Genomic DNA, 24,712 nt, shown 5'->3' with positions numbered 1-24,712 from the left:
ACCATGGACATATATGTGCCCGTCGCGCCGTCGCGCGACAGCGCCGCGCGCCGCTTGCGGCCATCCGCGCCGGCCGCGCGCGCCGACGCCTATCCGGAGCGCGGCCCGATCGCGTTGAACGGCTATTCTCAGGTCCTGCCGGCCGCCTTGGCGGACCGGGTCGAGCGGCGCCTGGCCGTGGCGGACCGCGATGCCTGGATGCAGCGGCTGTGGGCCGCCGACGCCACGCTCTGGACCGGCGCCGATGAGGACCGCTGGCTGGGCTGGCTGCAACCGGGCGTGGCGCCGGGCCGGCTCGGCCGCTTCTGCGCCATCTGCCGGCGTCTGTGCGTGGCGGGATTCACCGACGCCGTGATGCTGGGAATGGGCGGCGCCACATTGGGCGCCGAGGCCTTGGCGCGCCTGCTTGGCGCGGCCGTCGGCGGGCTGCGCATGCATGTGCTCGATTCCACCGACACGGCCCAGATCCTGGCGCTGCAGGCGCGGCTGGACCTTGGCCGGACGCTGTTCGTGGTCGCCAGCAAATCGGGGACCACGCTGGAATCCGGCATGCTCGCCGCCTATTTCCAGCAATGCGTGGCGGCCCGGCTGGGCCGCCAGGAAGCGGCCCGTCGCTTCGTCGCCATCACCGATCCGGGCACGCCCCTGCATGCGCATGCCCTGCGCGAAGGCTACGCGGCGGTTTTCCCCGGCAATCCGGCGGTGGGCGGACGCTACTCGGTGCTTTCGTCCTTCGGGCTGGTGGCGGCGGCGCTGCTGGGACACGATCCGGCCCGCCTGCTGCGGGCCGCCCGACCCATGCGGCGCGCCTGCTCGCCGCGCGCCGCCGCGCGGCGCAATCCCGGCCTGCTGCTGGGCTGCGCACTGGGTGAAGCGGCGCTGGCGGGCCATGACAAGGTCACGCTGCTGGCCGACCCCGGCCTGGACGCGCTGGCCGGGTGGCTGGAACAGTTGCTGGCCGAGTCGACCGGCAAGGACGGCAAGGGGTTGATCCCGGTGGCGCAGGAGTGCCTGGCCGGGCCGGGGGAGTATGGGCGCGACCGCCTGTTCGTGCACCTTGCCGACGCGCGGTCGCCCGACGCGCGCATGGCCGCGTTGGCGCGCGACCTGGCCGCCGCCGGCCACCCGGTGCTGACCTGCCGTAATGGGTCCGCCCTGGCGGTGGGTCAGGAGTTCTTCCGCTGGGAATTCGCCACCGCGGTGGCCGCCGCCGTGCTGGGCGTCCATCCCTTCAACCAGCCCGATGTGGAGGCCAGCAAGGCGCGCACCCGCAGTCTGTCCGCCAACCCGGGCGGGGCCGCGCCGGGCGGCGCCGAGCTGCTGCGGGTGGAGGGGCCGCTGGCCTTCCATGGCAAAGCGGCGTCGGCCGATTCGGCGCTGGCGCTGCTGGCGTCGCACATGACGCAGGGAGCCCCCGACGGCTACGTGGCCCTGCTGGCGTATCTGCCGCAAGGCGCGGCCTGCGAAGCCTGGCTGGCGGGCGCGCGCGACTGCGTGCGGCGCGGCACCGGCGCGGCCACGGTGGGCGGCTTCGGGCCGCGCTACCTGCATTCCAGCGGGCAATTGCACAAAGGCGGCACGCCGGGCGGGCGGTTCCTGTTCATCACCGCGGACGCGCCGCGGGTGCTCGAGGCGCCGGGCTACGCGGCCAGCTTCGGCGCGACCCAGGCGGCGCAGGCCCTGGGCGACATGGAGGAACTGATGGCCCGCGGCCGGCCTTGCCTGCGAGTGCATGTCTCGGGGGACCTCGCGGCCGGCCTCGCGCAGCTCGAGCGGCTGCTGCGGCAGGCGCTGACGCCCGCCGCGGCGCGCGCGGGGCTGTCCGCGGTCGGCGCGGCCACCGATTGCATCAACCCTCTCCCCGCCACGCCCGACGCGCGGCGGTCCCCCCTTTCTGGAGTCCTGTCATGAAACAAACCTCGATCCTCGCTGCCGCGTTCGCCCTCAATATGTTGGCCGGCGCGGCCTGCTGGGCCCAGGCACAGCCGCCCGCCGGCGCCACCAATCCGCCCGCCACGCCCGCGCCCGACGCCCGGCCCATGCCCAAGGCGCAGCCGGGGCAGCACCCATCGCGCCCTCAACCCAAGGCGCAGCCGAATCAGGGCGCGCCCCACGCCGTGCCGAAATCGGAGCCGCCCCAGGGCGAGCCGCGTCCCGCCAAGGAAGACCGCCCCGCCAAGCGCCTGGACAGCGAGGGCGGCACCGACAGTCGGGGTGCGTCCGGCGGGCGAGGCGGCACCGGCTCGACCGGCCAGGGCGGCATGCCCGGCTCGGGCGCGTCGGCCGGCTCCGGCGGCACGACCGAGACCCGTTGAGGGCGCAGGCGCGGCTCAGGCCGCGCCGCTGCTGCGCGCGGGTTGCCGGGCCACGTGCAGGATGCGCTCCGGCAGCGCCAGGGCGATTCCGGCGGCCTGCAAGTCGCGCATCACGCCCAGGTAAATCGCCTGTTGCAGGTCCATGTAGCGGTTGTAGTCCGCGCTCATCACGTAGTAGACCGCCTCGAATTCCAGCGAACTCTCGGCCAGGCGCGCCAGGTGCGCGCGGTCGAAGCGGGTGTCGGGTTGCAGCTCGATCTGGGCGCGGATGATCCCGGGAACGGCGGCCACCTGCTCGACCGGGGTCTGGTAGGTGACCCGGATCGAGAACACGATGCGCCGTTGTTGCATGCGCTTGTAGTTCTGGATCGTCTGCTTGAGCAGTTCCGTGTTCGAGCAGACGATCTGCTCGCCGCCCAGGCTGCGGATGCGGGTAGTCTTGAGGCCGACATGCTCGATGCTGCCGGCCACCGCTCCGAAGACGATGAAGTCGCCGGCCTCGAATGGCTTGTCCAGGCCAATGGAAATCGAGGCGAACAGGTCGCTCAGGATGGTCTGCACCGCCAGGGCCACGGCCACGCCGCCGATGCCGAGGCTGGCCACCAGCGCGGTGATGTTGACGCCAACGTTGTCGAGCATCGCCAGCAGCACGATCACCCATACCAGCGCCCGCAACAGAAACGATAGCAGCGTGGCGGTAATGGAGCCGGCGCGTCCCCGCGCCGCGACGGCATGCGTCAGGCCGACCTCGATGCCGCGATCGAGCCACAGCGCCAATTGCAGGGCGATCAGCACGAACCACAGGTGGCCGGGGCCGGCGCGCCCGGGCAGCGGCGCGCCCACCAGGTCGGCCGCCAGCAGCAGCGACGCCAGTGCCAGGATCATCCAACTGGTGCGCAACAGTACGCGCGACGCGGCGCCGGCGGCGCCCTGGCCGGCCGGTCGCGCGAGGCGGTCGAGCCGTGAACGGGCCAGGCGCAGGGCCAGCATCAACAGGAAGCAGAGGGCCGCGCCGACCGCCAGCGCCGCCAGCCACAGCGCGACGGGATGGCCGGCGAGAGCGGCGGGGTCGGAAAACCAGTGGGTGAGCATGTCGTCTCCGATGAGGGCAATGCCGGCGTGCAGCAACCCTTGTGCCGGGTCGCCGTGCCCTCAGGACGTCAGGCGCGCGGCCAGGTTGAGCGTCACCAGCAGCATCGAGCCCATGGCCCACAACAGCAGGGCCAGCCACAGGCCGACCGACAGCCGGGGTCGGCGCCGCGGCGCGGCAAGCGCGTCGCCAGGCGCGGCCGGCGCGGGCCGCGCGAGATCCGCGTTGGCCGCTGCCGAAGGGCAACAGCAAGGAGATTGCGGCGGCGTCAGCGACACCGCCGCGTTGCCGATCATTGTCGAGGACTCCGCCGGTTTGGGAGTGATCATCGCAGCAGCTCCTGTCGTTCGCAACGCGGACCATTCGATCAGGGCGGGGCGCTCCAGACCGATGCCTGGCGGTACTGCTCGGCCCGCGCCAGCGTCCGGTAGAAATCGGCGCCGGCGCGGACCAGCGCCTCCATTTCACGCGGCGACAGCTTGTCGTTCAGCGCGGCCAGGCATCCCGCATAGTCGGAAAGCACTTCGGGCCAATCGCTGAGCGGCCGGTCGGAAACGGAGGCGGCCAGCATGCGCGCCAACAACTCATCGCGGTCCATACGTTAGCCATGGGTCCGTCACGCTCATTGCTTCTCGGTTGCCTGCTTCAGGGTCTTGGCCATCTGCAGATGCTGTTGCAGCGTCGGCAGCGTCTGGATGGCGAACTGCTTCACATCCGGATCCTTGACCTCGTTGGAGGCCTTTTCGAACAGCTTGACGGCATCCTCGTGCGCGTCCACGCCGATTTCCTCGGCATAGGCCTTGTCGAAGCCTTCGTCGCGCAGGCCCAGCGCCTTCAGCCGCGCCTTCTGCACCAGGGACGGCTCGGTGGGCACCTCATAGCCCTTGCCCTTGGCCAGGGTCGCCAACTGCTGCCCGGCCTTGCCGTGGTCGTCGATCATCTTCTGCGCGAACGTCTTCACGTCGGCGCTGTGGCCTTTTTCCAGCGCCATCTTGCTGCCCTCGACCTCCAGGTGGCCGGACTGCGCCGCGCTTTCCAGGAAATCGCGGTCGCCGCTGTCCAGCTTGGTGGTTGCCGGGGCGGCGGGCGCGGCTTGCGCCATGCTGGCGTGCGGGCCGCCCAGCGCGAGAAGCAGCAGGGAAAGGGTGGTGAGATGGCGGATGGTCATGGCGTACTCCCGTTGGGTTGGCGTGCGCGGCGCATCGGATAAGGCCGTGCCGCCATACAGCAATCCATGTTCCCGGGCCGGGAAGGGCCATGCCGTGCACGATCGACCGGCAGGGGTGCGGGAGGAACGGTACTTTTTACCGACCTCCGCCGGACCGCTACAGGCGCGGCCGCGAGCGTTGTCGGTCCTGCCAGCCGCCTTCCCAGGCCCGCACTTTTTCCAGCCACTGGCCGATCGGCTCGCGGGTACGCGAAGGCAGTGACTCCAGTTTGAGATAGGGGCAATCCAGCTTCCAGGCGCCCTGCATCGCGGCGACGGCCCCTAGCCTTCGGATGTCTTCATACATTGAATCTCTCCAAAAGGATGGGTGGGAAGGTCCAGCTTGCGCGCGATGAGGACAGGCGTCGATGGTTATTACCGAACGACACACTGTTACAGCGTTACGGGCCGCGGCGGCCGCTCGACGGCTCCGGCGTGTCGGCCTCGCCGCCATTGCGCACCGCGTCGGGAGGGGAATGCGACACGCCCGCCTCGGCTTCATCGACGACGTCATCGGGGCGGATGTCGGCGCCGGGGTCTTCATCGGGGATGCGCGGATTGGCAGCGGGGCGTGCGCCGGTGCCCTGCGCATCGCTGTCGCGGCCGCGCGAGGACGATGGCAGGTCGCTGGGCGAATCCGAGGAGTCGCTGGGGCCGGCGGGGGGCGAGGTGACGGGGTCGGGATTCGATGACATGGCGTAACTCCTGAAATTGAGGGGAGGGAGGGCCGGCGTCAGCCCAGTCGCCGGACCAGGCGCGCGACGCGGGCGATGCCGCCCGTGCCGCTGGCGGCGCGGCCGACCAGGGTGGTGCCGGCCAGCGTCCACAGCGCGCGGCGCAGCGGCGTCGCGCCGCGCATGCCGCGCAGCATCATCCATGCGCCCAGGCCCAGCACCACCAGGTGCTCGCCTGGCAGATCGGGACGGGCGGCGTCGAGTTCGCGCAGGCGCCGCGGCGGGCGGGCGGCGGTGACGGGGCCGTCATCCGGACGCGGATCGTCGGCGGTCGAATCCGCCGGTTCGATGTCCTCGTCCGGAATCTGGTCGTTGCCCTCCTTGCGCGCGTCGTGGCGGGCGTCGTCGGGTACGGCCGGGTGTTGCGGGCGCGGCGGCGGGGGCGAAGGCGTTGACGGGCTGGACATGGCGGCTCCTTGGGCGAGGGGGAATTTCCCGTCGCCAGCAAGCGCCGCTCCCGGCCGAGCCACCGCGGCCGTGCAGGATTGGGCAGGAATCTCGGCGGATTGCGCTACCGGCGGCGCAAACGATTCCGGACAATGTCCCTTTTGGACAAGCACCAGGGAGTCTTCAATGCTTGTGAAAGCCTATGGCGCCTACGCCGCCGACAAACCGCTCGAATCGCTCGAGATCCGCCGCCGGGCCACCGGCGCCCATGACGTCCAGATCGACATCGCCTACTGCGGCATCTGCCACTCCGACCTGCACCAGGTGCGGTCCGAATGGGAAGGCACGCAATATCCCTGTGTGCCGGGCCATGAGATCGTCGGGCGCGTCGCCGCCGTCGGCGACCACGTGCGGGGATTCAAGCCGGGCGACCTGGTCGGCGTCGGCTGCATCGTCGACAGTTGCAAGCACTGCGCCGAGTGCGCGGACGGCTTCGAGAACTACTGTGATGGCATGGTCGGGACCTACAACGGGGCGACCGCCGACGAGCCGGGCTGGACGCTGGGCGGCTACACCCAGAAGATCGTGGTGCACGAACGCTACGTGCTGCGCGTCAGCCATCCGGCCGAGCAGTTGGCCGCGGTGGCGCCGCTGCTGTGCGCCGGCATCACCACCTATTCGCCGCTGCGCCACTGGAACGCCGGGCCTGGCAAGAAGGTCGGCGTGGTGGGCATCGGCGGGCTCGGCCACATGGGCATCAAGCTGGCCCATGCGATGGGCGCGCACGTGGTGGCCTTCACCACCTCGGAATCCAAGCGCGACGCGGCCCGCGAGCTGGGCGCCGACGACGTGGTGGTGTCGCGCAACCCGGATGAGATGGCCGCGCATCTGCAAAGCTTCGACTTCATTCTCGACACCGTGGCGGCGCCGCATGACCTGGACGCCTTCCTGGCGCTGCTCAAGCGCGACGGGGCCATGACCCTGGTGGGCGCCCCGGCCACGCCGCATCCGTCGCCGAACGTCTTCAACTTCATCATGAAGCGCCGCTCGCTGGCAGGCTCGATGATCGGCGGCATTCCCGAAACGCAGGAGATGCTGGACTTCTGCGCGCGGCACGGCATCGTTGCCGACATCGAGATGGTGCGCGCCGACGAGATCAACGCCGCCTACGAGCGCATGCTCAAGGGCGACGTCAAGTACCGCTTCGTGATCGACAACGCCACGCTGGCGGGCTGACGCGGATGCCGGCGCCGGGCGGCGGATCGCCTCAGGCCCGCCCGGCGCCGAGCACCAGGTCGTCGAACAGCGTCGTTCCGCCCATCTGCCCGCCCTTGAGCATCAGTTCCAGCCCGTCGGTCAGCGGATCGTCGCTGCGCGCCACGCTGACGGTGACGCCGGGTGCGAGCGTGCCGTGAAATCCCAGGCCCCATAACCCCAGCGCCAGCGCGGCGTGGCTGGAGGTGTCGCCGCCGGCGATGCCCAGGCGCGTGAGCCGGCGGCCGGCGGCGGCGCTGGCGCGCACGATGCCGGCCGCCAACTGCCCGGTGGCGCGCGCGGTGGCGGCGGTCCGGTCCGCCGTCAGGGTCTGGTCGGGCGCATCGGTATGCAGCAGCACGTTGTGCCCCGAGGCCAGCGCGCGGGCCGCCTCCTCGATGCGCGCCCGGGCATAGGCCGGGTCGCCCAGCAGGCGTTCGACCCGCAAGGGGTGCCGCGCATAATGCTGGCAGGCGGCGATCTGGCGGGCCGTTACCGGCGACAGGCTGCCGGCCACCACCAGCACCGGCCCCTCGGCGGGCGCCAGCGTGGGCGGGGCGGACGCGGGGGCGAGTCCGGCGGCGCGCGTCAGCGCCTGCTGCACGCTGCTGGGACCCACCGCCAGCAACGGCAGCGCCGCGGCCGCGCGCCACAGCAGCCGGCCGATCAGCGCCAGTTGTTCGTCGTCCACCAGATCCAGCAGCAGCGGGCCGTCGACCGTGTGCACGATGTCGTCGATCCAGTCGTCGGCCGCGCGCAGGTCGGCGGGGCCGCGCAGCGGAGGGTAGGCGGTATGGGGCAGGGATCCGATGCCGGTCAGCCCCTGCCGCGCCAGATGGCGGCGCAGGTCGGCCTCGTGCATGGGCGTGACGGGATGCGCGCGCATCACCGGGTGCCGGTCGATGCGGTGGACCTCGGGGTCGGCGCCGGCGCGCGCGAACAGGGTGGCGAAGCTGCAGTAGCGCCCGATGCCGGGCTGGCCGCCGACGATGGGCACGAGCGGATTGAGCATGTGGCGCCGCAGTTCGGCCACGGCCGCGCCGATGCTTCCCACGTGCGGGGCGCTGTCGAAGGTGGAGCAGCACTTGTAGTGCAGGATGCGGGTGCCGGTGGCGGCCAGGAAGCGCCCGGCCATGCGCAGCTCCGCCGTCATCGCGTCGGGCGCCATGCCGCGCGCCGCGCCGGCGATGCCCAGGGCGTCCAGCGGGCCGGCGCGTTCCAGTTGTCGCGGCGTCGGCACGCCCAGGAACAGCAGGCTGCGCCAGCCGGCCAGCGCCACGTGCGCCAGCGTGTCGGTGGCGCCGGTGAAGTCGTCGCCGTACCAGGCGACGCGCGGCGCGGCGGCGCGGGCGGGACCGTCCGTCATGCGCGCGACCCGAAGTGTGCCAGCGCGCGCCGCAACTCGGGGGCGTCAGCGGCGAAGCTGGCCAGGTCCTGGCCGGCGCGCGCCGCCTGCCAGGCCTGGCGGATGCTCCGCACGCCGGCCGCCGGGCCGTCCGGATGCGCCAGGATGCCGCCGCCGGACATGAACAACAGGTCGTCGGTGCGCACCGCGGCCCAGGTGGCGGGCACCGTGCCGGCCCACTGGCCGGACGAGAACGCCGGCATCACCGCGTCGTCGATGCCGGGCGTGAGCGAGGCCAGGCAGTCGCGCGCGCCCTCGACCACTTCCGCGTCCGGTTGCGAGAACTTGCCCTGCAGGCCGTGCACGTGCATGTGGTCGACGCCGGCCAGCCGCCACAGCGTCTGGTAGGCCTGGAAGCCGATGCCGAGCAAGGGGTGGCGCGACAGCGCGCCGTAGCCGTTGCGATGGCCGTGCAGCGCCAGCGGTGTGTGGCGGCGCAGGGTCTGGATGGCGGAATAGCCGCACCAGTTCAGGCTGGCCATCACGCAGCTGCCTTGCTCGCGCTCGATCAGGTCGGCGTGGCGCCGCATGGCGTCGGTTTCGTCGGTGATGTTGAAGGCCACCATGACCTGGCGCCCCGTGCGTTCGCGGTGCGCCCGCACCACCGCCATGACGGCGGCCACGCGCTGCGCCAGCGGCGCATGGGCGGGGTTGGCGCAGACTTCGTCGTCTTTGATGAAGTCCACGCCCGCCGCGCACAGCCGCGCCACCAGGTGCGCGGTCTGCTCGGGCGAGAGCCCGACGTTGGGCTTGATGATGGTGCCCACCAGCGCGCCGCGGTCCACGCCGGTCAGCTGGCGGGTGCCGGCGACGCCGACGCGGGGCATGTCGAACTGGGCACGGTAGTCGGCGGGCAGTTCCAGCTGTTCCAGCCGCAGGCCGGTCACTTCGCCCAGGTCGTACAGGTTGCCGCCGACCGTGGCGGCCAGGGTCGGCAGGTTGGGGCCGATGTTGGCGACCGGAAAGGCGATGCGCACGCGGGCGCGGCGCAGCGTGGCCGGCAGGCCGCCCGGCTGGCGCGCCAGCCAGGCGTTGGGCAGGCTGGCGTGGCCGGTGGATTCGAGTTCCTGCACCGATTCGACCTGGGCGCGGGCGCGCGCCCGCAGCTCGTCGGTCTCGCCCTCGACGCGGGTGAAGGTGCCGCAGGACTGCTCGCCCGCCATCACCTCGGCGACGCGCGCCGGGTCCAGCGGGGTTTCGATCAGGTAGGTGGCGCGGATGACTTGGGTGTTCATGGATGGGTTCCGGGGCCCGGTTTCAAAGCCGCGTCAGGTCGGGAAAGGGGCGCACCGGATCGCGGCCGTCCCAGTCGCGCGCGCTGTCGCGGATCAGGTCGAACAGGCGGCCCTTGGGGCCGGCCACCTCGGACAGCTCGATGACGGTGCCGGGGTGGTATTCGGTGTCGAAGTAGACGAAGCGGCCGTTCTCGCCGACCTCGCCCTGCATCTTCGGCACGAAGCCTTGCGCCAGCAGGCGCGCCAGGTCGGCGTCGTAGTCCTGGGTCCAGTAGGCCACGTGCTGCAGCCCGCTGCGGCCGGCCCGCAGGAAGTCGCGGTACATCGACGGCACGTCGTTGCGGGTCTGGATCAGTTCGACCTGCACGAAGCCCGAATTGGCCAGCGCCACCGAGTTGTGCGGCTCGTAGGGCGCGCCGTCATAGCGGTAGTTCACGATGGGCACCTTGGGGTTGTAGAACCAGGGGCCCACGCCCAGCGTGCGGCTCCAGTAGTCCATGGCGGCCTCGATGTCGGGCACCACATAACCGAGTTGGCGGATCTCGCCCAGGAAACGACTCATGATGGATTCTTGTGTAGGAAGTGGCGGGGGCGCGGCCCGCGATGGGCCGCGCGGCATTCAGGACGCGGATTTGAGAAAACCGATGGAAATCCAGGGGAAGGCGGCAACGATGACCAGCCCGACCAGCAGCGCGGCGATGTAGCCCCAGATCGGGCGGATGCCCTCGTCGGGATCGACCCGGCTGATGGCGCAGGCGCCGTAGTAGCCGACGCCGAAGGGCGGCGCGAACAGGCCGATGCCCATGGCGAAGATGACCACCATGGCGTAATGCACCTCGTGCACGCCCGCCTGCGCCGCCACCGGGAACAGCAGCGGCCCGAACAGCACGATGGCGGGAATCCCTTCCAGCACGCTGCCCAGGATGATGAAGGCCACGATCGACACGGCCAGGAAACCATGGCTGCCGCCCGGCATGCCGGCCATCAGCCGCGCCAGGTCGCCGGAGAAGCCCGATTGCGTCAGGGCCCAGGCCATGGCGGTGGCGCAGCCGACGATCAGCATGATGGCGCCGGACAGCGAGGCGGTCTCGATCAGCATGGGCTTGAGCCGCGCCAGGTCGAAGCGCCGGTAGATCAGCGCGCCCACCACCGCCGCATAGACGATGCCGATGGTCGAGACCTCGGTGGCGGTGGCCACGCCCTCGACCACCGCGGCGCGGATCACGAAGGGCAGCGCCACGGCCGGCAGGGCGATGACGAAGAAGCGGCCGATCTCGCGCGGCGCGAAGCGCTGCGCCAGGCTCAGGTCTTCCTTGCGGTAGCGCCACCACACCACCGAGCACAGCGCCAGCCCCAGCACCACGGCCGGCAGCAGGCCGCCGGTGAAGAGGGCGGCGATGGACACGCCGGTGACCGAGCCGATGGTGATCAGCACGATCGACGGCGGGATGGTCTCGGTCTGCGCGCCGGTGGCCGACAGCAGCGCCACCAGGTCGCCGGGCCTGGCGCCGCGCTTGCGCATCTCGGGAAACAGCACTGGCGCGATCGCCGCCATGTCGGCGATCTTCGAGCCGGAGATGCCCGACACCAGGTACATCGCCCCGATCAGCACGTACGACAGGCCGCCGCGCACGTGGCCCAGCAGGCTGGCCAGGAACTGGATCATGGCGCGCGCCATGCCGGTCATCTCGATCAGCGAACCCAGGAAAATGAACAGCGGCACCGCCAGCAGCATCAGGTGCGACATCCCTTCGTCCAGGCGGCCCACCATCACCAGCATCGGCGTGTTGGTGGTCAGCGCCAGGTAGGAGAACGTCGCCAGCGCGAACGAGAACGCGATCGGCACGCCCGCGAACACGGTGGCCGCGACGATGCCGACGAAGAAGATCACCAGGTTGAGCTTGCCCAGCCCCGCGAACAGCGGCTGCGCCAGCCAGAACGCCGCGACCATCGCCGCCGCACCGGCCAGCGCCAGCAGCAGGTGCGGCACGGTCTGGGTGCGCAGCAGCCGCAGCAGCGCCACCACCGCCATCAGGCCCATGCCGACCGGAATGGCGGCGGCGCGCCAGGCGTTGCTCAGCTCCAGCGCGGGCGTGATGATGAAGTGTTCTTCGTGCGCGTATTCGATGGCCGGCGCCAGGATCAGGAACAGGAAGGCGAGCGAGGCGGCCAGCGCGCCGGCCTCCAGCCGCGCGCGGCGCGCCGGACCGATATGGTTGACCAGCGCCGTCATGCGCATGTGCTCGCCGCGGCGCAGCGCCACCACGGCGCCCAGCATCGACAGCCACAGGAACAGAATGGACGCCAGCTCATCGGACCACACCAGCGGGCTGTGGAACACGTAGCGCGCCACCACGCCGGCGAACAGCACCAGGATCTCGACCAGCACGATGGCGGCGGCCGCCAGTTCGACCAGGCCGCCCAGCGCCGCGTCCAGCGCATCGCCCGCGCGCCGCAGCGGATGGGCCGGCAGCGCGGGCGCGGCGGCGTGGGAAGAGGAGAGCGAGGACATGGGCGCGGCCTCAGGCGAGCTTGCCGACGGCCTGCTCCAGCAGGCCCCAGGCCTCCTGGCCGAAGCGCTGCCGCCATTCGCTGTAGAAACCGGCCTTGCGCAACTGGTCGCGGAAGCTGTCGGCGGCGGGCTGGTTGAACGTCAGGCCCTTGGCTTCCAGGTCGGCCTGCACCGAGGCGTTGAGTTTCTTGATGTCCTCGCGCTGCGCCAGCCCGGCCTCGTTGATGCCGCGCGCCACCACCGTCTTCAGGTCCTGCGGCAGGCCCTCCCACATGCGGCCGTTGGCGATGAACCAGTAGCCGTCCCAGATGTGGTTGGTCAGCGAGCAGTACTTCTGCACCTCGTACAGCTTGGCCACCTGGATGATGGGCAGCGGGTTTTCCTGCGCGTCCACCACCTTGGTCTGCAGCGAGGAATAGACCTCGCTGAACTGCAGGCTGGCCGGCGCCGCGCCCAGGCCCTTGAACATCGAGATGGGCAGCGGGCTGACCGGCACGCGGATCTTCAGGCCGTCCATGTCGGCGGCGCGGGTCACCGGCGCCTTGCTGCTGGTGGTCTGGCGAAAGCCGTTGTCCCACATCTTCTCGAAGGCATACAGGCGGCGCTGCGCGATGGCGGCGCGTACGTGGGCGCCGAGCGCGCCATCCATGGCGCCCCAGACCTGGCCATAGTCCTTGAAGGCGAAGCCGACGGCGTTGATGGCGGCCACCGGCACCAGCGTGGCGATCACCAGCGCGGAGGGCGTGAAGAAGTCGATGCCGCCCGACCGCACCTGGGCCAGCATGTCGGTGTCGCCGCCCAGCTGGTTGTTGGGGAAGATCTTGATGTCGACGCGGCCGTTGCTTTCCTTGAGGATGCGGTCGGCGGCTTCCTGGGCGCGGATGTTCAGCGGGTGCGAGACGGGCAGGTTGTTGCCGTACTTGAGGGAATAGTCGGCGGCCCGGGCGATCAACGGGAACCCCCCGCCCAGGGCGGCCGCGGCGGGAAGGGCGCACAGGCGGCGCAAGGCACTGCGGCGGGTGAGCAGCTTCATGGTTGTCTCCAGAATCTTGGTTATGATGTTTTTTGAGGTGCCGCAGAAGTCCATCGCGCTGAGGCATGACGGACAATAGTGAACCGGCGCCCGCATCGTCAAACCCCAACAATGATGGTTTTTGATGTGAACAAGCCCACTCGCGAACGCAAGCTGGCGACCCTGGCCGAGGTCGCGGCGCTGGCCGGCGTGTCCACCGCCACGGCCGACCGCGTGCTGAACCGGCGCCCCGGCGTGCGCAACAGCACCGCGCAGCGCGTGCTCAAGGCCGCCGCCGAGCTCGACTACCTGCCCGAGGCGGACCTGTTCGCCGCGATGGCGCCCGAGCCCATGCGGCTGGTGATCCTGCTGCCGCGCGGCAGCAACCGCTTCCTGCGCATGCTGGGCGACAGCGTGAGCTACGCGCACGAGCACTTCGCGCCGCTCAACGCGCGCTGCCAGGTGGATTACGTCGAGAGTTTCAACCCCGAGGCCCTGGCGCAGGCGCTGCTGCATCACGGCCGGCGCGCCGACGGCATCGCCTTCATGGCGCTGGAGCATCCGGTGGTGCGCGAGGCCGTCAACGCGCTGGCCGAACAGGGCGTGCCCACGGTGACGCTGATCTCCGATCTGGCCAACAGCGCGCGCGTGGCCTATGTGGGCCTGGACAATCGCGCCGCCGGCCGCACCGCCGGCTACCTGCTCGCGCGCTTCATCGGCCCGCGCGCCGCGCACGTGGCGCTGATCGCCGGCTCGCGCCACTACCGCGCCCACGAGGAGCGCGAGGGCGGCTTCCTGCAGCTCTACGCCGAGCAGTTCCAGGCCATGCAGGTGGTGGACCTGCGCGAAGGCTACGACGACGCCCAGCGCAACTACGAGCAGACGCGCCAGTTGCTGGAGCAATACCCGCAGCTTGCCGGCATCTACAACATCGGCGGCGCTTCCGACGGCGTGGCGCGGGCGCTCAAGGAGGCCGGGCTGCAGCACCGGGTGGTGTTCATCGGCCACGGCCTGACGCCGGACACGCGCGCGCTGCTGATCGACGGCACCATGGACGCCGTCATCACGCAGAGCCCGGTGGAGGCGCTGATGAGCTGTGTGCGCATCTTCTGCAACGTGCGTGACAAGCGCAGCCCCATGAGCGGGGTGGAGATGAACCGCAGCCAGGTGATTCTGCGCGAGAACCTGCCTTGACGGGCAAGGGCCCGGGCGAGGGCCGGCGCTGCCAGCGGCGCGCGGTCGGCGCGGGTCATGCTTCGGGCCGAGACCGGCATGAGCTTCGGTCGCTTCGGTCGCTGGCGCCAGCGTATCCAGGTCGCATTGTCGATCCTGCGCCTGGCGCAAGGCGCTAGCGTCCAGGCCGTCGCCCTCGAACTGGGCTACGAAAGCGCGGGCAGCTTCGTGACGATGTTCAGGAAGGTCATCGGCACCTCGCCGGCGCGCTTCATGGCCGAGCGACTGGTGCGTGACATCGACGGCGGTTGCTTCTTGTGAGGCCTGTTGCCCTTTGTCATGGGGCATTCTGTTGACTGCCATCGCGCGATTGGTCAACACTGCCCTGGCTTCGCGGCGGCCTGGTACCGGCGCGCCGAAGACCTGTTCGCCCGCTTCCCCAGGAGGTTCTCCCGCCATGCACGCACACCCGATCCGTCACGCCGTCGCCGCGGCCTTGCTGTTGCTGGCGATGCACGCGCAGGCCCAGGAGGGGCTTCCCGCGCCCGTCAACGGCATCACCTTCGAGGAATGGGCCGCGGGCAATGCCCGCCTGGCCAACAATCAGCCCCTGGACGGCGTGCTGAAGATACTGAAGGTGAACGAAGGCCAGTGGAAACAGGCCGACGCCGCCTTCATCGAGGAACTGAAGCGGCGCGATCCGGGCTCGCCCACGTTCATGCGTTACGGCGAAGTGTTTGCCAACCCGGCCGTGGGACGTTTCGCCAACGCCGGCGAACAACCCAGGGTGGAGGGCAAGCTGGCCACCTATGACGATTACGCGCGCCTGCAGGCGGACATGAGCGCGGGCGTGCAGGCGGGCAAGGATCCGCAGGCCATCCTGAAGGAATACGGCTTGAACACCTATCAATACTCACAGGAAAGCGGCAAGTGGGTACGGATGATGGCCACGGTCAATGATCCCGCCGAACTGGAGCGCCTGGCCGCGATCCGGGAAAAGTACCAGCGTGAAGCGCGGGCCAGGTATGGATTGCCCGCGGCCGAATGAGATAGCGCGCCGCAGTGGGACAGGGCGGGGCCGAGAGGCTTGCGGCACCCGGAGCAGGCATGGCGCTTGCTGAATCTCCCGATCGGATCATCGTCGGCCCACACCGATGCCATCGACACGTACAGGGAGATATCCATGCCAGCCAGGAAACCAAGCAAGGCCAGGAAGCCGGGAGCCGTCGACACGGCTTTCAACAATACGGACAGCGGCCCCGCCGAAGCGCCCGCCGAGGGCGTCGGCTCCGCGGCGATGCAGCGGGCGGCCGCGGTGGCGGCGACTGCCCGGGCGCTGCCCCATCATCCCGACAAAGAGAAAGAATACGGGGACGCGGGCGCCCGCTGCCCGTACCGCGGCGTCGCCGTGGCGACGGCCGATGCGTCGGCGAGCGCCAGCTCGTTGTCCGAGAACCAGTACACCGACAAGACGGGCGAGCCGCCCGAGGCTGGCGCCAACGCGGTCGACGGCGGTCTTGCGCGGGTGCGCGTGGATGCGCAGGGGCAGGCACTGACGACGAACCAGGGCGTCGCCGTGAGCGACAACCAGCATTCGCTGAAAGCGGGCCTGCGCGGCCCCGCGCTGCTCAAGGATTTCATCCTGCGTGAAAAAATTACCCACTTCGATCATGAACGCATTCCGGAACGCATCGTGCATGCGCGGGGATCCGCAGCGCACGGCTACTTCGAATGCTACGAATCGCTGGCCGGCCTGACGCGGGCCTCGCTGTTCGCGACGAAGGGCAAGCGCACGCCCGTGTTCGTGCGCTTTTCCACCGTGGCCGGCGAGCGCGGATCGAAGGACACGGCGCGCGACGTGCGCGGCTTCGCGGTCAAGTTCTACACCGACGAAGGCAACTGGGATCTGGTTGGCAACAACATGCCCGTCTTCTTCATCCAGGATGCCATGAAGTTCCCGGACCTGGTGCACGCGGTCAAGCCCGAGCCGCATCACGGCATGCCGCAGGCGGCATCGGCGCACGATACGTTCTGGGACTTCGTGTCGCTGATGCCGGAGTCGACCCATATGCTGATGTGGCTGATGTCGGACCGGGCGATTCCGCGCAGCTATCGCATGATGCAGGGGTTTGGCGTGCACACTTTCCGCTTCGTCAACGACCAGGGCGACGCCAAGCTGGTGAAATTCCATTGGAATCCGGTGGCGGGCACGCATTCGCAGGTCTGGGACGAAGCCGTGAAAGTGTCGGGCGCGGACCCCGATTTCCACCGCCGCGACCTGTGGGAGGCCATCGACGCCGGCCACGGCCCCGCGTGGGAGCTGGGCGTGCAGGTCTTCACCGAGGAAGAGGCCGAGCGCTTCAGCTTCGATGTGCTGGATGCCACCAAGATCGTGCCCGAGGAGCTGGTGCCCGTGCGCCCCATCGGCCGCATGGTGCTGGACCGCAATCCGGACAACTTCTTCGCCGAGACCGAGCAGGTGGCGTTCTGCGCGGCGCACGTGGTGCCGGGCATCGATTTCACCAACGATCCGTTGCTGGCCGGACGCATCCACTCCTATGTGGATACGCAGATCTCGCGGCTGGGCGGACCCAACTTCCACGAGATCCCGATCAATGCGCCGCTGGCGCCGGTCTACAACAACCAGCGCGACGGCATGCATCGGCAGGCGGTGCATCGCGGCCGGGTAGCCTACGAACCCAATTCGCTGGGCGGCGGCTGTCCGTTCCAGGCCGGCATGGAGGGCTACGTGTCCTTCCCCGAGCCGGTGGCGGGCGACGAGTTGCGCGGCCACCCCGAGCGCTTCGCGGAACACTACAACCAGGCGACCCTGTTCTACGACAGCCAGGCGGACTGGGAGCGGCGCCATCTGGCCGATGCCTTCGCCTTCGAGCTGAGCAAGGTCACGGTTGCCGCCATCCGCCAACGCATGGTCGCCTCGCTGCGCAACGTCTCGGATGAACTGGCGCGGATCGTGGCCGACAAGCTGGGCATGGCGCTGCCCGACCCCATGCCCCGCGCCCTGCGCCAGGCCCCGCCCCCGGAAGTGGCGCAGTCACCCTCCCTGTCGCTGACGGCGCGTCCGGGCCAGGCCGGCGTTGTCACGCGCAAGGTCGCCATCCTGGTGGCGCAAGGGGTGGACGGCGCCGCCGTGTCGGCGGTGGCGCAGGCCCTGATACAGGCCGGCGTGGTGGTGCGCCTGGTGGGGCAGCGTATCGGTCCCGTGGAGACGGCCGATGGCGCCCGGCTGGACGCGGATGCCTCGCTGGACAACCAGCCGTCAGTCCTGTTCGACGGCGCCGTGGTGCCGACGGGTGGGGATGCGCTGGCGCGTTGGCGCCAGGACGGGCGGGCGCTGGAATTCATCCGCGACAGCTACCGCCACGGCAAGACGCTGCTGGCGCTGGGCGAGGGCGGCGGCTTGCTGGAGACGGCGGGCCTGGACCTGGCGGCCGGGGACGAAGGCCTCGTCATCGGCGACGCGCCGGAGTCCGCCGTCGCGGCATTCATCGAATCCCTGGCGCGGCACCGCCATCCGGAGCGCGAGACCAGTCCTCCGCGCATTTGACCGGGGCGGCCGGAGGCGGGGCCGCCCCGGCCCCCCTGGCCCCCGCGCGCAAGGCCGTGGCAAAGCCGCCTTCCACGCGCGAGTAGGGGCGGGCGCTGGTGGTGACGCGCGGCAGCGCGGTCCACGCGATGGAGCAGCCCGCCTGCGCCATCCTGTCCACCAGCGTCTGGTCCTCGCTGCAGGCCAGCGGCGCAAAGCCGCCGATGCGGCGATAGGCCTGCGCCGCGATGCCCAGGTTGGCGCCATGTACGTGGCGATGCCCATCGCGGTCCTGGTAATGGGCGGCAAAGTCGCTTCTGGCGGCATCGGCGTGCACGCCGTGCGCCGCCCAGCCGGCCACGCCTACCGTGCCGCACACCACCTCGGCGCCCAGGGACAGTTGGTCCACCAGCCAGCGGGGCGACACGACGGTGTCGGCATCGGTGTGCGACAACCAGCGCGCGCCCGCGTCCAGCAGTAGTTGCGAGCCGGCCGCGCGGGCGGCGCCGACATTGCGGGCCTGGATCGCGAGGCAGTGGACCGGCCAGGCGGCGGCGAGCCGCGCCGTGGCGTCGCGGCAATGGTCCAGCACCACCACGATCCGGACCGGCTCGGCCAGCAGCAGAGGGTGGCGCGCCGCCCGCGTGACCGCACGCAGGCACGCCGCGATGTGGTGTTCCTCGTCATGGGCGGGGATGCAGACGCCGATCATCGGCCGTCTTCCTTGCGGGCGATATCCATGCTCCAGGCATCGAGCTGGAACTCGGGTTCCTGGTGCGTGAACAGCGGCCTGGCGCCGGGCAGCGCGCCCAGGCTGGCATGCAGGGCGTCCGTCTGCTGCCGCCGGTCGTCGAACCCGCCGCGCCAGTGGCAGGCAATCAGTTCCGCGCCCGGCCGCAGGCTGGCCCGGGTGCGGGCCAGAAAGCGAGCCAGCGCGGCGTCCTCCAGGTAGTAGGCCATCTCCGAGATCACCATCAGATCGAAGCCGCCGGGCGGGATGCGCGGCCACGCCCCGGGCAGGCGCAGGGCGACCACCTGCACGCCGTCGGCATGATTCGCCAGCATATGCTCGCGGCAGCGGCGTACGGCGGTCTTGGCCACGTCGACGGCCGTGACCCGCCGGCAGCGCCCGGCCAGCGCCAGTGTCATGTCGCCGTTGCCGCAGCCGACTTCCAAGGCATGCTCGTAGCGGGGCCGTCCCAGGCTGGCCAGCAGCAGTGCGCGCTTGCGGCGCTCGTACCAGGCGACGCGCACGTTCCAGGGGTCGTCGAAGGAGCGATACAGCGTTTCGAAATGGCGGGCTAGAGCGTCCACGTCGACTCCTGCGCGGCAAGCACCTGGGCGCCGTGCGAGGCCTGGTCGCGTTCCGCGTGGCTCTGGCGAATGTAGAGCGGCAGATCGGCCATCACCTGCGCCAGCGCCGGATCCTTGCATAGCGGGCTGGCGCCGAGCGCGCGGGCTGCGCGGCCCACGATATCCTCGGCCGCCGTCTCGACCGCAAGCCGGGCGCGCGCCGTGGCCAGCGCGCAGCCGTCGCGCGGATTCGCGTCGATGGCGGCGGCCGCCGCATGCAGGGCCCCGCGCGCCTGGGACAGCGCCACATCGGCGGCGCCGAGATGCGCCAGGCGGAAGGGATCCGCACGGCCGTCCGAGGCGCCGGCTCGCAGGCGCTGGAAGATGCGGGTCAGGCCCCCGTACCAGCAGGCGGCGACGCCCGCGCCGCCATGCAGGAAACCCGGCCGGTTCACGTACGCGCCCGGCGCGCCGAGCGCGGTTCCCAGCGCGTCCCGGAAGGAAACATCGAGCGTCGCGCTATCGCGCATCGCCGGCGCAAGCCAGGTGTCAGGCAGGCAGGTCACGCCGGGCTGCGCCAAGGCGACCGTCGCCAGCCACGGCGCGCCGGCGGGAGTCCACCCACTGACCACGGCGTGGCTCGCGCCGGCCGCGCCGGAACACCAGGTCTTGATGCCATTGAGCACCACCCGCCCGGCGGCGTCCGGGGTCAATACCAGCCGCTGCCGCGCGGATTCCGCGCACCACACGCCCCAGATGCTCCCTGGCGGCGCAGGCGCGGGGGCGGCGAGCTCCGCCAGGATCGCCAGCGCATCGGTGTGGCCCTCGAAGCGCTTGGCCAGGGACAGGTCCACCGCGGCCACGGCGGCCAGCGCCCGCCAGCGCGTCAGCGTCTCCCCGCTGCCGGGCAAGGGCAGGCCGTCACAGCCCGCATCCACCAACCTGCGCATGATGGCTTCGGAGCCGTGCGCGGCGTTGGATTCGGCCAGCACGGCGTGCAGGCGATCGAGGCTGAACGAGGGCAAGGGTGCACTGCGGGACATGGGGCGGTTCGCGAGGACGGGATTGCTTGTTCAGCAAATGGCATGCCCGGGGCGCCGGCGCGGCGCGCCGCACCGCACGCGAGGTGACTGGGGGCCTGGCGCGTCTTTCATCGCCGTGGCCAAACTTTATCTCCTTGCCCAGGGATTGCGTGGCAGCAATAATGTTCGCCATAACTGACCGATGGCGTGACACGGGGCCAGCAGACGCGCTTTGGATAACCGATCGAGGAAACCGACATGACATCGCTGCCACAACGCTTCCTGGATCATCTTGCCGCTCGCGGCTGGACGGTGCGGCGGACGACGCCCGGCCCGACGCCCGCGGCCGCGCCGGGCGACGCGCACGGTTATGGCGCATTCCTGGCGACCTTCATCGAATTGCACAACGCGACCCAGACACGCTGGTTCCTGAGCGCGGCCGACCATGACTGCACGGCGGACAGCGCTTTTCCTTGGCACGCCCTGCGCGATATCAGCCTGGAGGCGGCGCTGGACGATGGCGGCCGGCAGGCGGTCCTGGACTTCTGGAGCCAGCACACGCCGATCTACATGAGCGTTGCCGGCGACTACGAATTCCTGGCGATAGAACGCGACTCGGGCCGCATCGTGCACGGCATCGAGCCGGAATTCGAGGACACGCGCGACGTCGCCCCGAGCATCGCGGCCCTGTTCGAAGACATGATCGCGGGGCGCGCCATGGCGGCGCTACTGGCGTAACGGCGTACGCGGCGATCCCGCCGCGGCGTTCCTTGAACCGCTGTTTCGGGAGGCATCGTGGCCGCTAACGCGGAGCAACGTAAAATGTCAGGTCTCTAGCCTCAATATGCCTGCCTTATGAACCTTGACCGACTGCGCCGCGAATTTCCCGACTTCGACATTACAACCTTGCCGCCGCTGCCCGAAGGGTACGTCGATGCGTCGAGCTACATCGATGCCGCGCCGTCATTCGAGAACCGGGAACGCGGCCTGAAAGTGTATGTCGACTACGCCAACTACGCCGACCGCGAATCCGGCCGGAGCCAGCGCTTCTGTGTTTCGCGCTACGACGAGGAAGAGGGCGACTTCGACGACGTCGCCCTGTCGACCAATGATTGGGCCGAAGTCGTGCGCTTCCTGACCGCCTGAATGCCCACGCTGGCTGAATCGCCCGGCGTGTGATGGCCGCGCGTCTTGTCCGCCCCGAGGACAAGGAAGAGATGACCATGGTGCGCCTATCCAATGAACCCGCCGCTTTGCTGGCGGGTTTCGTTTTTTGCGGGCTTGAGCGAAGGATCAGGCCGCGAACGTTACTGCCGCCCCTCAGGGATTCCCCCAATCACATTCCCCTTGCGGAAAATCAATGCTCTATAGGACACTTTGTGTCATAGCCGCAATCAAGCGGCGGACACAAGGGGAATTCTATGAAGCGCATCATCATGGCCGCCGCCCTGGCGCTGGCCGCGGGGGCGGGTAGCGGCGCGCAGGCCGCGTTTCCGGATCATCCGATCCGGCTGGTGGTGCCGTTCGGCGCCGGCGGCATCACCGATATCGTGGCGCGCCAGGTCGGCAAGGGCATGGGCGATGCGCTCGGCCAGAGCGTGGTGGTGGAGAACCGTCCCGGCGCGGGCGGCGTGATCGCGGCTCAGGTGGCGGCCACGGCGCCGGCCGACGGTTACACGATCTTCATGGGCACGGTGGGCACGCAGGTGGTGAACCCGCTGATCTACGCCAAGCTCAGTTATGACCCCGACAAGTTCGCGCCGGTCGGGCTGGTGTCCGGCTCGCCCTATCTGCTGGCGGTGCGCGGCGACCTGCCGGCGGCGAACTTTGCCGACTTCGTGACGTACGCCAAGGCGCATCCGGCCAAGCTGAATTTCGGCTCGGCGGGCACGGCCAGTTCGCCGCACCTGGGGCTGGAGCTGCTGAAGCTGACGGCGGGCGTGGACATCGTGCACGTGCCGTTCAAGAGCGGCAGCGAAGCGGTCAACGCGGCCATCGGCGGACAGGTGGACGTGGTGATGGATGCCAGTCCGGTGATCATGCCGCATGTGGCCTCGGGCAAGCTGCGCGCGCTGGCGGTGGCGGCGGACCAGCGCCTGCCGTCGGCGCCGCAGGTGCCGGCCGCGGCCGAGGCCGGCGACGCCGGGCTGCAGATCAGTTCGTGGAATGCGTTCTTCGCGCCGGCCGGCACGCCGCCGGCGGTGCTGGAAAAACTCAACGCGGCGCTGCGCCAGACGCTGGCCTCGCCCGAACTTAAGACGCGGCTGGCGGCGCAGGGCACGCAGCTCCATACCGGCGCGCCGGACGAATACCAGCGCTTCATCGCGGCCGAAAAGAAGAAGTGGGCCGAAATCGTCAAGCGCGCCGACATCAGGATGGATTGAGCATGACGACGCATCCCCTGGCGGGACAGCCGCTGGAACTGGCCGACACGCTGCGTTCGGGCAATGCCTGGAAGATCCGGCTGGCCTGCGGCTACATGGGGCTGGCACTGACGCGCCGCACCTTCGACATCGTGCAGGGCGACCTGGAGACCGAGGCCTTCGGCCGCATCAATCCGTGGCGCCAGGTGCCGGCGCTGCGCACGCCCGAAGGCGTGTGGCTGGCGGAGTCTCAGGCGATCCTGTGGTATCTGGGCCGGGGCACGCCGTGGCTGCCCGAGGGGCGGCTGGCGCAGGCGCAGGTGGCCAGTTGGCTGAGCTTCGAGCAGACCCAGCACATGCACGCCTTCGCGCAGCCGCGCCTGCTGATCCACCTGCGCGGCACGGCGCGGGTGGATGACCCGGCGATGGTCGAGTGGCGCCGCGTCGGCATGCGCGCGGCGGCCTGGATGGAGGCGCATCTGGCGGGCCGCGCCTTCCTGGTGGGCGAGGCGCCGACCATTGCCGACATCGCGCTCTATCCCTACACCAGCATGGCGGAGCAGGGCGGCTACGACCTGTCCGCCCTTACCCACATCAACGCCTGGCTGGCGCGCATGCGCGCCCTGCCCGGCTTTACGCCGTTATTAGAAGCGGCATAGCGAGGAGTCAAAGATGGCCGATACGATGCACTTGGGCAAGGATGAACTGATCGCGCGCGCCAAGGCCGAGATGCAGCGCCAGTTCGACACGCCCGACTGGACGCTGCGCGAGCGCCTGGCGCTGACCTGCCGCATCCTGTTCGACGGCGGGCACGATTCGGGCCTGGCCGGCCAGATCACGGCGCGGGCGCCGGAACCCAACCGCTACTACACGCAGCGGCTGGGGCTGGGGTTCGACGAGATCACGGCCGGCAATCTGCTGCTGGTGGACGAGGACCTGCGGGTGCAGGAGGGCGGCGGCATGCCCAATCCGGCCAACCGTTTCCATTCCTGGATCTACCGGGCGCGGCCGGACGTCAACTGCATCATCCATACGCACCCGCTGCACGCGGCTTCGCTGTCGATGCTGGAGGTGCCGCTGGAGGTCTCGCACATGGACAACTGTCCGCTGTATGGCGACGTGGCTTTCCTGAAGGACTGGCCGGGCGTGCCGGTGGGCAACGAGGAAGGCGAGATCATCTCGGCGGCGCTGGGCGACAAGCGCGCCATCCTGCTGTCGCACCACGGCATGCTGGTGGCCGCGGGCACGGTGGAAGAGGCCTGCGTGCTGGCGCTGCAGTTTGAGCGCGCCGCCCGCATGCAGTTGCTGGCGATGGCGGCCGGCACGATCCAGCCGATTCCGCCGGCGCTGGGACGCGAGGCGCACGACTGGATCCTGACGCCCAAGCGCTCGCAGGTGGGCTTTTCGTATTACGCGCGGCGGGCGCTGCGCCAGCACCCGGACGTGCTGGGCTAGCGTCTGCCGGGGCCGCCGAGGGCGGCCGGGCTTGCTGCGCGGGCCCGCCGCATGGGCGCGGCCAAGGGCGTGTCGGGCGGGCCGGCTCGACGCAACGGCGGCTTTCGGGCATTCTTATCGGTCGTGTCCGCCATTTTCCCGCCCATGATCGACCTGCCTCACCGCCTGCGCGCGCTGCGCCGCCAGCAATCCCTGTCCCTGGAACAACTGGGCGAGCGCACGGGCCTGACCAAAAGCTATCTGTCCAAGCTGGAACGCGGCCTGAGCGAGCCGTCGATCTCCACCGTGCTGCGGCTGGCCGAGGCCTATGGCGTGGGCGTGTCGCAACTGGTGGGCGGCGACGGCGCGGCGCAGGACGAGGTCGTCAGCCTGGTGCGTGTGGCCGATCGCGAGGCGCTGCAACGGCGCGACCTGGGCAGCGAATACCACTACGAGTCGCTGGCCGGGCGCCGCAAGGTCAAGGCCATGGAACCCTTCATCGTGCACCCGCCGCGTGAATTTCCCGACGCCGCCGCGGTCTTTCCGCACCCCGGCGAGGAATTCCTGCTGGTGCTCAAGGGCGCCATCGAGGTCCAGGTGGGCGAACGCGCGTTCCGCCTGGACGCCGGCGATTCCCTCTATTTCGATTCCGAACTGCCGCATCGCATGCGCACGGTCAGCCGCGGCGCGGCCGAGGTGCTGGTGGTGGCGGCGCATTGATTCCAAGGA

28 protein-coding genes are annotated in these 24,712 nt (G+C 70.2%); 13 read left to right on the top strand and 15 right to left on the bottom strand.

Features of this window, described 5'->3' with window-relative positions; translation table 11 throughout:
- Positions 1-3: 3 nt before the first annotated feature.
- Both AAID08_RS19170 and AAID08_RS19165 read left to right on the top strand, forming a co-directional pair.
- Positions 4-1,911 (top strand): hypothetical protein, encoded by a 1,908-nt coding sequence (locus AAID08_RS19170; protein ID WP_336235310.1) that lies wholly within the window; start codon positions 4-6, stop codon positions 1,909-1,911.
- Positions 1,908-2,315: a hypothetical protein gene (locus tag AAID08_RS19165; protein WP_395756783.1), complete on the top strand. Its 408-nt coding sequence runs from the start codon at positions 1,908-1,910 to the stop codon at positions 2,313-2,315. Before AAID08_RS19170 ends, AAID08_RS19165 begins: the two co-directional genes overlap by 4 nt.
- 15 nt (positions 2,316-2,330) lie before the next feature.
- Here AAID08_RS19165 and AAID08_RS19160 read toward each other — a convergent pair whose 3' ends face one another.
- The 7 genes from AAID08_RS19160 to AAID08_RS19130 all read right to left on the bottom strand — a co-directional run bounded on the left by AAID08_RS19160 (position 2,331) and on the right by AAID08_RS19130 (position 5,753).
- Entirely contained in the window at positions 2,331-3,407 is a 1,077-nt protein-coding gene (locus AAID08_RS19160) for a mechanosensitive ion channel family protein (RefSeq protein WP_175143193.1), read from the bottom strand.
- 60 nt (positions 3,408-3,467) lie between these two features.
- The gene (locus tag AAID08_RS19155; RefSeq protein ID WP_155755503.1) at positions 3,468-3,734 is read right to left on the bottom strand and encodes a hypothetical protein; all 267 of its coding nucleotides are present in this window, start codon (positions 3,732-3,734) and stop codon (positions 3,468-3,470) included.
- A gap of 38 nt (positions 3,735-3,772) precedes the next feature.
- Positions 3,773-4,003: a hypothetical protein gene (locus AAID08_RS19150; protein ID WP_054502948.1), complete on the bottom strand. Its 231-nt coding sequence runs from the start codon at positions 4,001-4,003 to the stop codon at positions 3,773-3,775.
- 24 nt (positions 4,004-4,027) lie between these two features.
- Complete coding sequence (locus tag AAID08_RS19145; protein ID WP_175143192.1) at positions 4,028-4,573, bottom strand: DUF4142 domain-containing protein; 546 nt, start codon at positions 4,571-4,573, stop codon at positions 4,028-4,030.
- Positions 4,574-4,730: 157 nt separating this feature from the next.
- Positions 4,731-4,919 carry a CrpP-related protein gene (locus AAID08_RS19140; RefSeq protein WP_372413665.1) on the bottom strand — a complete coding sequence of 63 codons (189 nt, stop codon included), beginning with the start codon at positions 4,917-4,919 and terminating at the stop codon, positions 4,731-4,733.
- A 94-nt stretch (positions 4,920-5,013) separates the two neighbouring features.
- Complete coding sequence (locus AAID08_RS19135; protein WP_064524391.1) at positions 5,014-5,307, bottom strand: hypothetical protein; 294 nt, start codon at positions 5,305-5,307, stop codon at positions 5,014-5,016.
- Positions 5,308-5,345: 38 nt separating this feature from the next.
- Positions 5,346-5,753 (bottom strand): hypothetical protein, encoded by a 408-nt coding sequence (locus tag AAID08_RS19130; protein ID WP_395756782.1) that lies wholly within the window; start codon positions 5,751-5,753, stop codon positions 5,346-5,348.
- 166 nt (positions 5,754-5,919) lie between these two features.
- On the opposite strand from AAID08_RS19130, the gene AAID08_RS19125 reads away from it, so the two are divergent.
- Positions 5,920-6,969, top strand: a complete 1,050-nt coding sequence (locus tag AAID08_RS19125; RefSeq protein WP_064527208.1) for an NAD(P)-dependent alcohol dehydrogenase — start codon at positions 5,920-5,922, stop codon at positions 6,967-6,969.
- A gap of 31 nt (positions 6,970-7,000) precedes the next feature.
- Here the strand turns inward: AAID08_RS19125 and AAID08_RS19120 are convergent, their stop codons facing one another.
- From AAID08_RS19120 to AAID08_RS19100, 5 genes are read right to left on the bottom strand one after another with little or no spacing between them, the layout of a single operon-like run.
- A complete protein-coding gene (locus tag AAID08_RS19120) occupies positions 7,001-8,353 on the bottom strand; it encodes a four-carbon acid sugar kinase family protein (RefSeq protein WP_395756781.1) in 1,353 nt (450 codons plus the stop codon).
- Complete coding sequence (locus AAID08_RS19115) at positions 8,350-9,627, bottom strand: ribulose-bisphosphate carboxylase large subunit family protein (protein ID WP_395756780.1); 1,278 nt, start codon at positions 9,625-9,627, stop codon at positions 8,350-8,352. Before AAID08_RS19115 ends, AAID08_RS19120 begins: the two co-directional genes overlap by 4 nt.
- Before the next feature lie 22 nt (positions 9,628-9,649).
- Positions 9,650-10,189: a VOC family protein gene (locus AAID08_RS19110; RefSeq protein ID WP_372413660.1), complete on the bottom strand. Its 540-nt coding sequence runs from the start codon at positions 10,187-10,189 to the stop codon at positions 9,650-9,652.
- Between the two features lie 57 nt (positions 10,190-10,246).
- Positions 10,247-12,139: a TRAP transporter large permease subunit gene (locus AAID08_RS19105; RefSeq protein ID WP_395756779.1), complete on the bottom strand. Its 1,893-nt coding sequence runs from the start codon at positions 12,137-12,139 to the stop codon at positions 10,247-10,249.
- A gap of 10 nt (positions 12,140-12,149) precedes the next feature.
- On the bottom strand, positions 12,150-13,172 hold the full coding sequence (locus AAID08_RS19100) for a TRAP transporter substrate-binding protein (protein WP_054502940.1): 1,023 nt from the start codon (positions 13,170-13,172) through the stop codon (positions 12,150-12,152).
- Between the two features lie 111 nt (positions 13,173-13,283).
- Between AAID08_RS19100 and AAID08_RS19095 the strand changes: the two genes are divergently transcribed.
- From AAID08_RS19095 to AAID08_RS19080, 4 genes are all read left to right on the top strand, one after another.
- Positions 13,284-14,345 (top strand): LacI family DNA-binding transcriptional regulator, encoded by a 1,062-nt coding sequence (locus tag AAID08_RS19095; protein ID WP_116791824.1) that lies wholly within the window; start codon positions 13,284-13,286, stop codon positions 14,343-14,345.
- Positions 14,346-14,423: 78 nt separating this feature from the next.
- A complete protein-coding gene (locus tag AAID08_RS19090; RefSeq protein WP_240317288.1) occupies positions 14,424-14,645 on the top strand; it encodes a helix-turn-helix domain-containing protein in 222 nt (73 codons plus the stop codon).
- Positions 14,646-14,781: 136 nt separating this feature from the next.
- Positions 14,782-15,372, top strand: a complete 591-nt coding sequence (locus tag AAID08_RS19085; protein WP_064527191.1) for a hypothetical protein — start codon at positions 14,782-14,784, stop codon at positions 15,370-15,372.
- Between the two features lie 135 nt (positions 15,373-15,507).
- Positions 15,508-17,892, top strand: coding sequence for a catalase (locus tag AAID08_RS19080; RefSeq protein ID WP_395756778.1), 2,385 nt, complete (start codon positions 15,508-15,510; stop codon positions 17,890-17,892).
- On the opposite strand, the gene AAID08_RS19075 is transcribed toward AAID08_RS19080, so the two are convergent.
- Genes AAID08_RS19075 through AAID08_RS19065 form a run of 3 tightly spaced genes read right to left on the bottom strand, consistent with a single transcriptional unit; the run spans position 17,831 to position 20,207 of the window.
- Positions 17,831-18,583 carry a glycosyltransferase family 2 protein gene (locus AAID08_RS19075; RefSeq protein ID WP_064527186.1) on the bottom strand — a complete coding sequence of 251 codons (753 nt, stop codon included), beginning with the start codon at positions 18,581-18,583 and terminating at the stop codon, positions 17,831-17,833. The two genes, AAID08_RS19080 and AAID08_RS19075, sit on opposite strands and share 62 nt — an antisense overlap.
- Positions 18,580-19,185, bottom strand: a complete 606-nt coding sequence (locus tag AAID08_RS19070; protein WP_064527185.1) for a bifunctional 2-polyprenyl-6-hydroxyphenol methylase/3-demethylubiquinol 3-O-methyltransferase UbiG — start codon at positions 19,183-19,185, stop codon at positions 18,580-18,582. Before AAID08_RS19070 ends, AAID08_RS19075 begins: the two co-directional genes overlap by 4 nt.
- A complete protein-coding gene (locus tag AAID08_RS19065; protein ID WP_395756777.1) occupies positions 19,173-20,207 on the bottom strand; it encodes an acyl-CoA dehydrogenase in 1,035 nt (344 codons plus the stop codon). Before AAID08_RS19065 ends, AAID08_RS19070 begins: the two co-directional genes overlap by 13 nt.
- A gap of 237 nt (positions 20,208-20,444) precedes the next feature.
- Between AAID08_RS19065 and AAID08_RS19060 the strand changes: the two genes are divergently transcribed.
- The 6 genes from AAID08_RS19060 (at position 20,445) to AAID08_RS19035 (ending at position 24,703) form a co-directional block, all read left to right on the top strand.
- Complete coding sequence (locus AAID08_RS19060) at positions 20,445-20,924, top strand: hypothetical protein (RefSeq protein WP_395756776.1); 480 nt, start codon at positions 20,445-20,447, stop codon at positions 20,922-20,924.
- 117 nt (positions 20,925-21,041) lie between these two features.
- Positions 21,042-21,332 carry a hypothetical protein gene (locus AAID08_RS19055; protein WP_054502933.1) on the top strand — a complete coding sequence of 97 codons (291 nt, stop codon included), beginning with the start codon at positions 21,042-21,044 and terminating at the stop codon, positions 21,330-21,332.
- A gap of 275 nt (positions 21,333-21,607) precedes the next feature.
- Positions 21,608-22,570, top strand: a complete 963-nt coding sequence (locus AAID08_RS19050; RefSeq protein ID WP_395756775.1) for a Bug family tripartite tricarboxylate transporter substrate binding protein — start codon at positions 21,608-21,610, stop codon at positions 22,568-22,570.
- 2 nt (positions 22,571-22,572) lie between these two features.
- On the top strand, positions 22,573-23,208 hold the full coding sequence (locus AAID08_RS19045) for a glutathione S-transferase family protein (RefSeq protein WP_372413646.1): 636 nt from the start codon (positions 22,573-22,575) through the stop codon (positions 23,206-23,208).
- A 13-nt stretch (positions 23,209-23,221) separates the two neighbouring features.
- Entirely contained in the window at positions 23,222-24,004 is a 783-nt protein-coding gene (locus AAID08_RS19040) for an aldolase (RefSeq protein ID WP_054502931.1), read from the top strand.
- A 144-nt stretch (positions 24,005-24,148) separates the two neighbouring features.
- Positions 24,149-24,703 carry a helix-turn-helix domain-containing protein gene (locus tag AAID08_RS19035; RefSeq protein WP_064527213.1) on the top strand — a complete coding sequence of 185 codons (555 nt, stop codon included), beginning with the start codon at positions 24,149-24,151 and terminating at the stop codon, positions 24,701-24,703.
- Positions 24,704-24,712 lie beyond the last annotated feature (9 nt).

This window comes from Achromobacter sp. EB05, from assembly GCF_044232075.1.
In the GTDB taxonomy this organism is placed as follows: Bacteria; Pseudomonadota; Gammaproteobacteria; order Burkholderiales; family Burkholderiaceae_B; genus Achromobacter; species Achromobacter dolens.
This window is presented reverse-complemented; position numbering and strand designations above follow the sequence as displayed.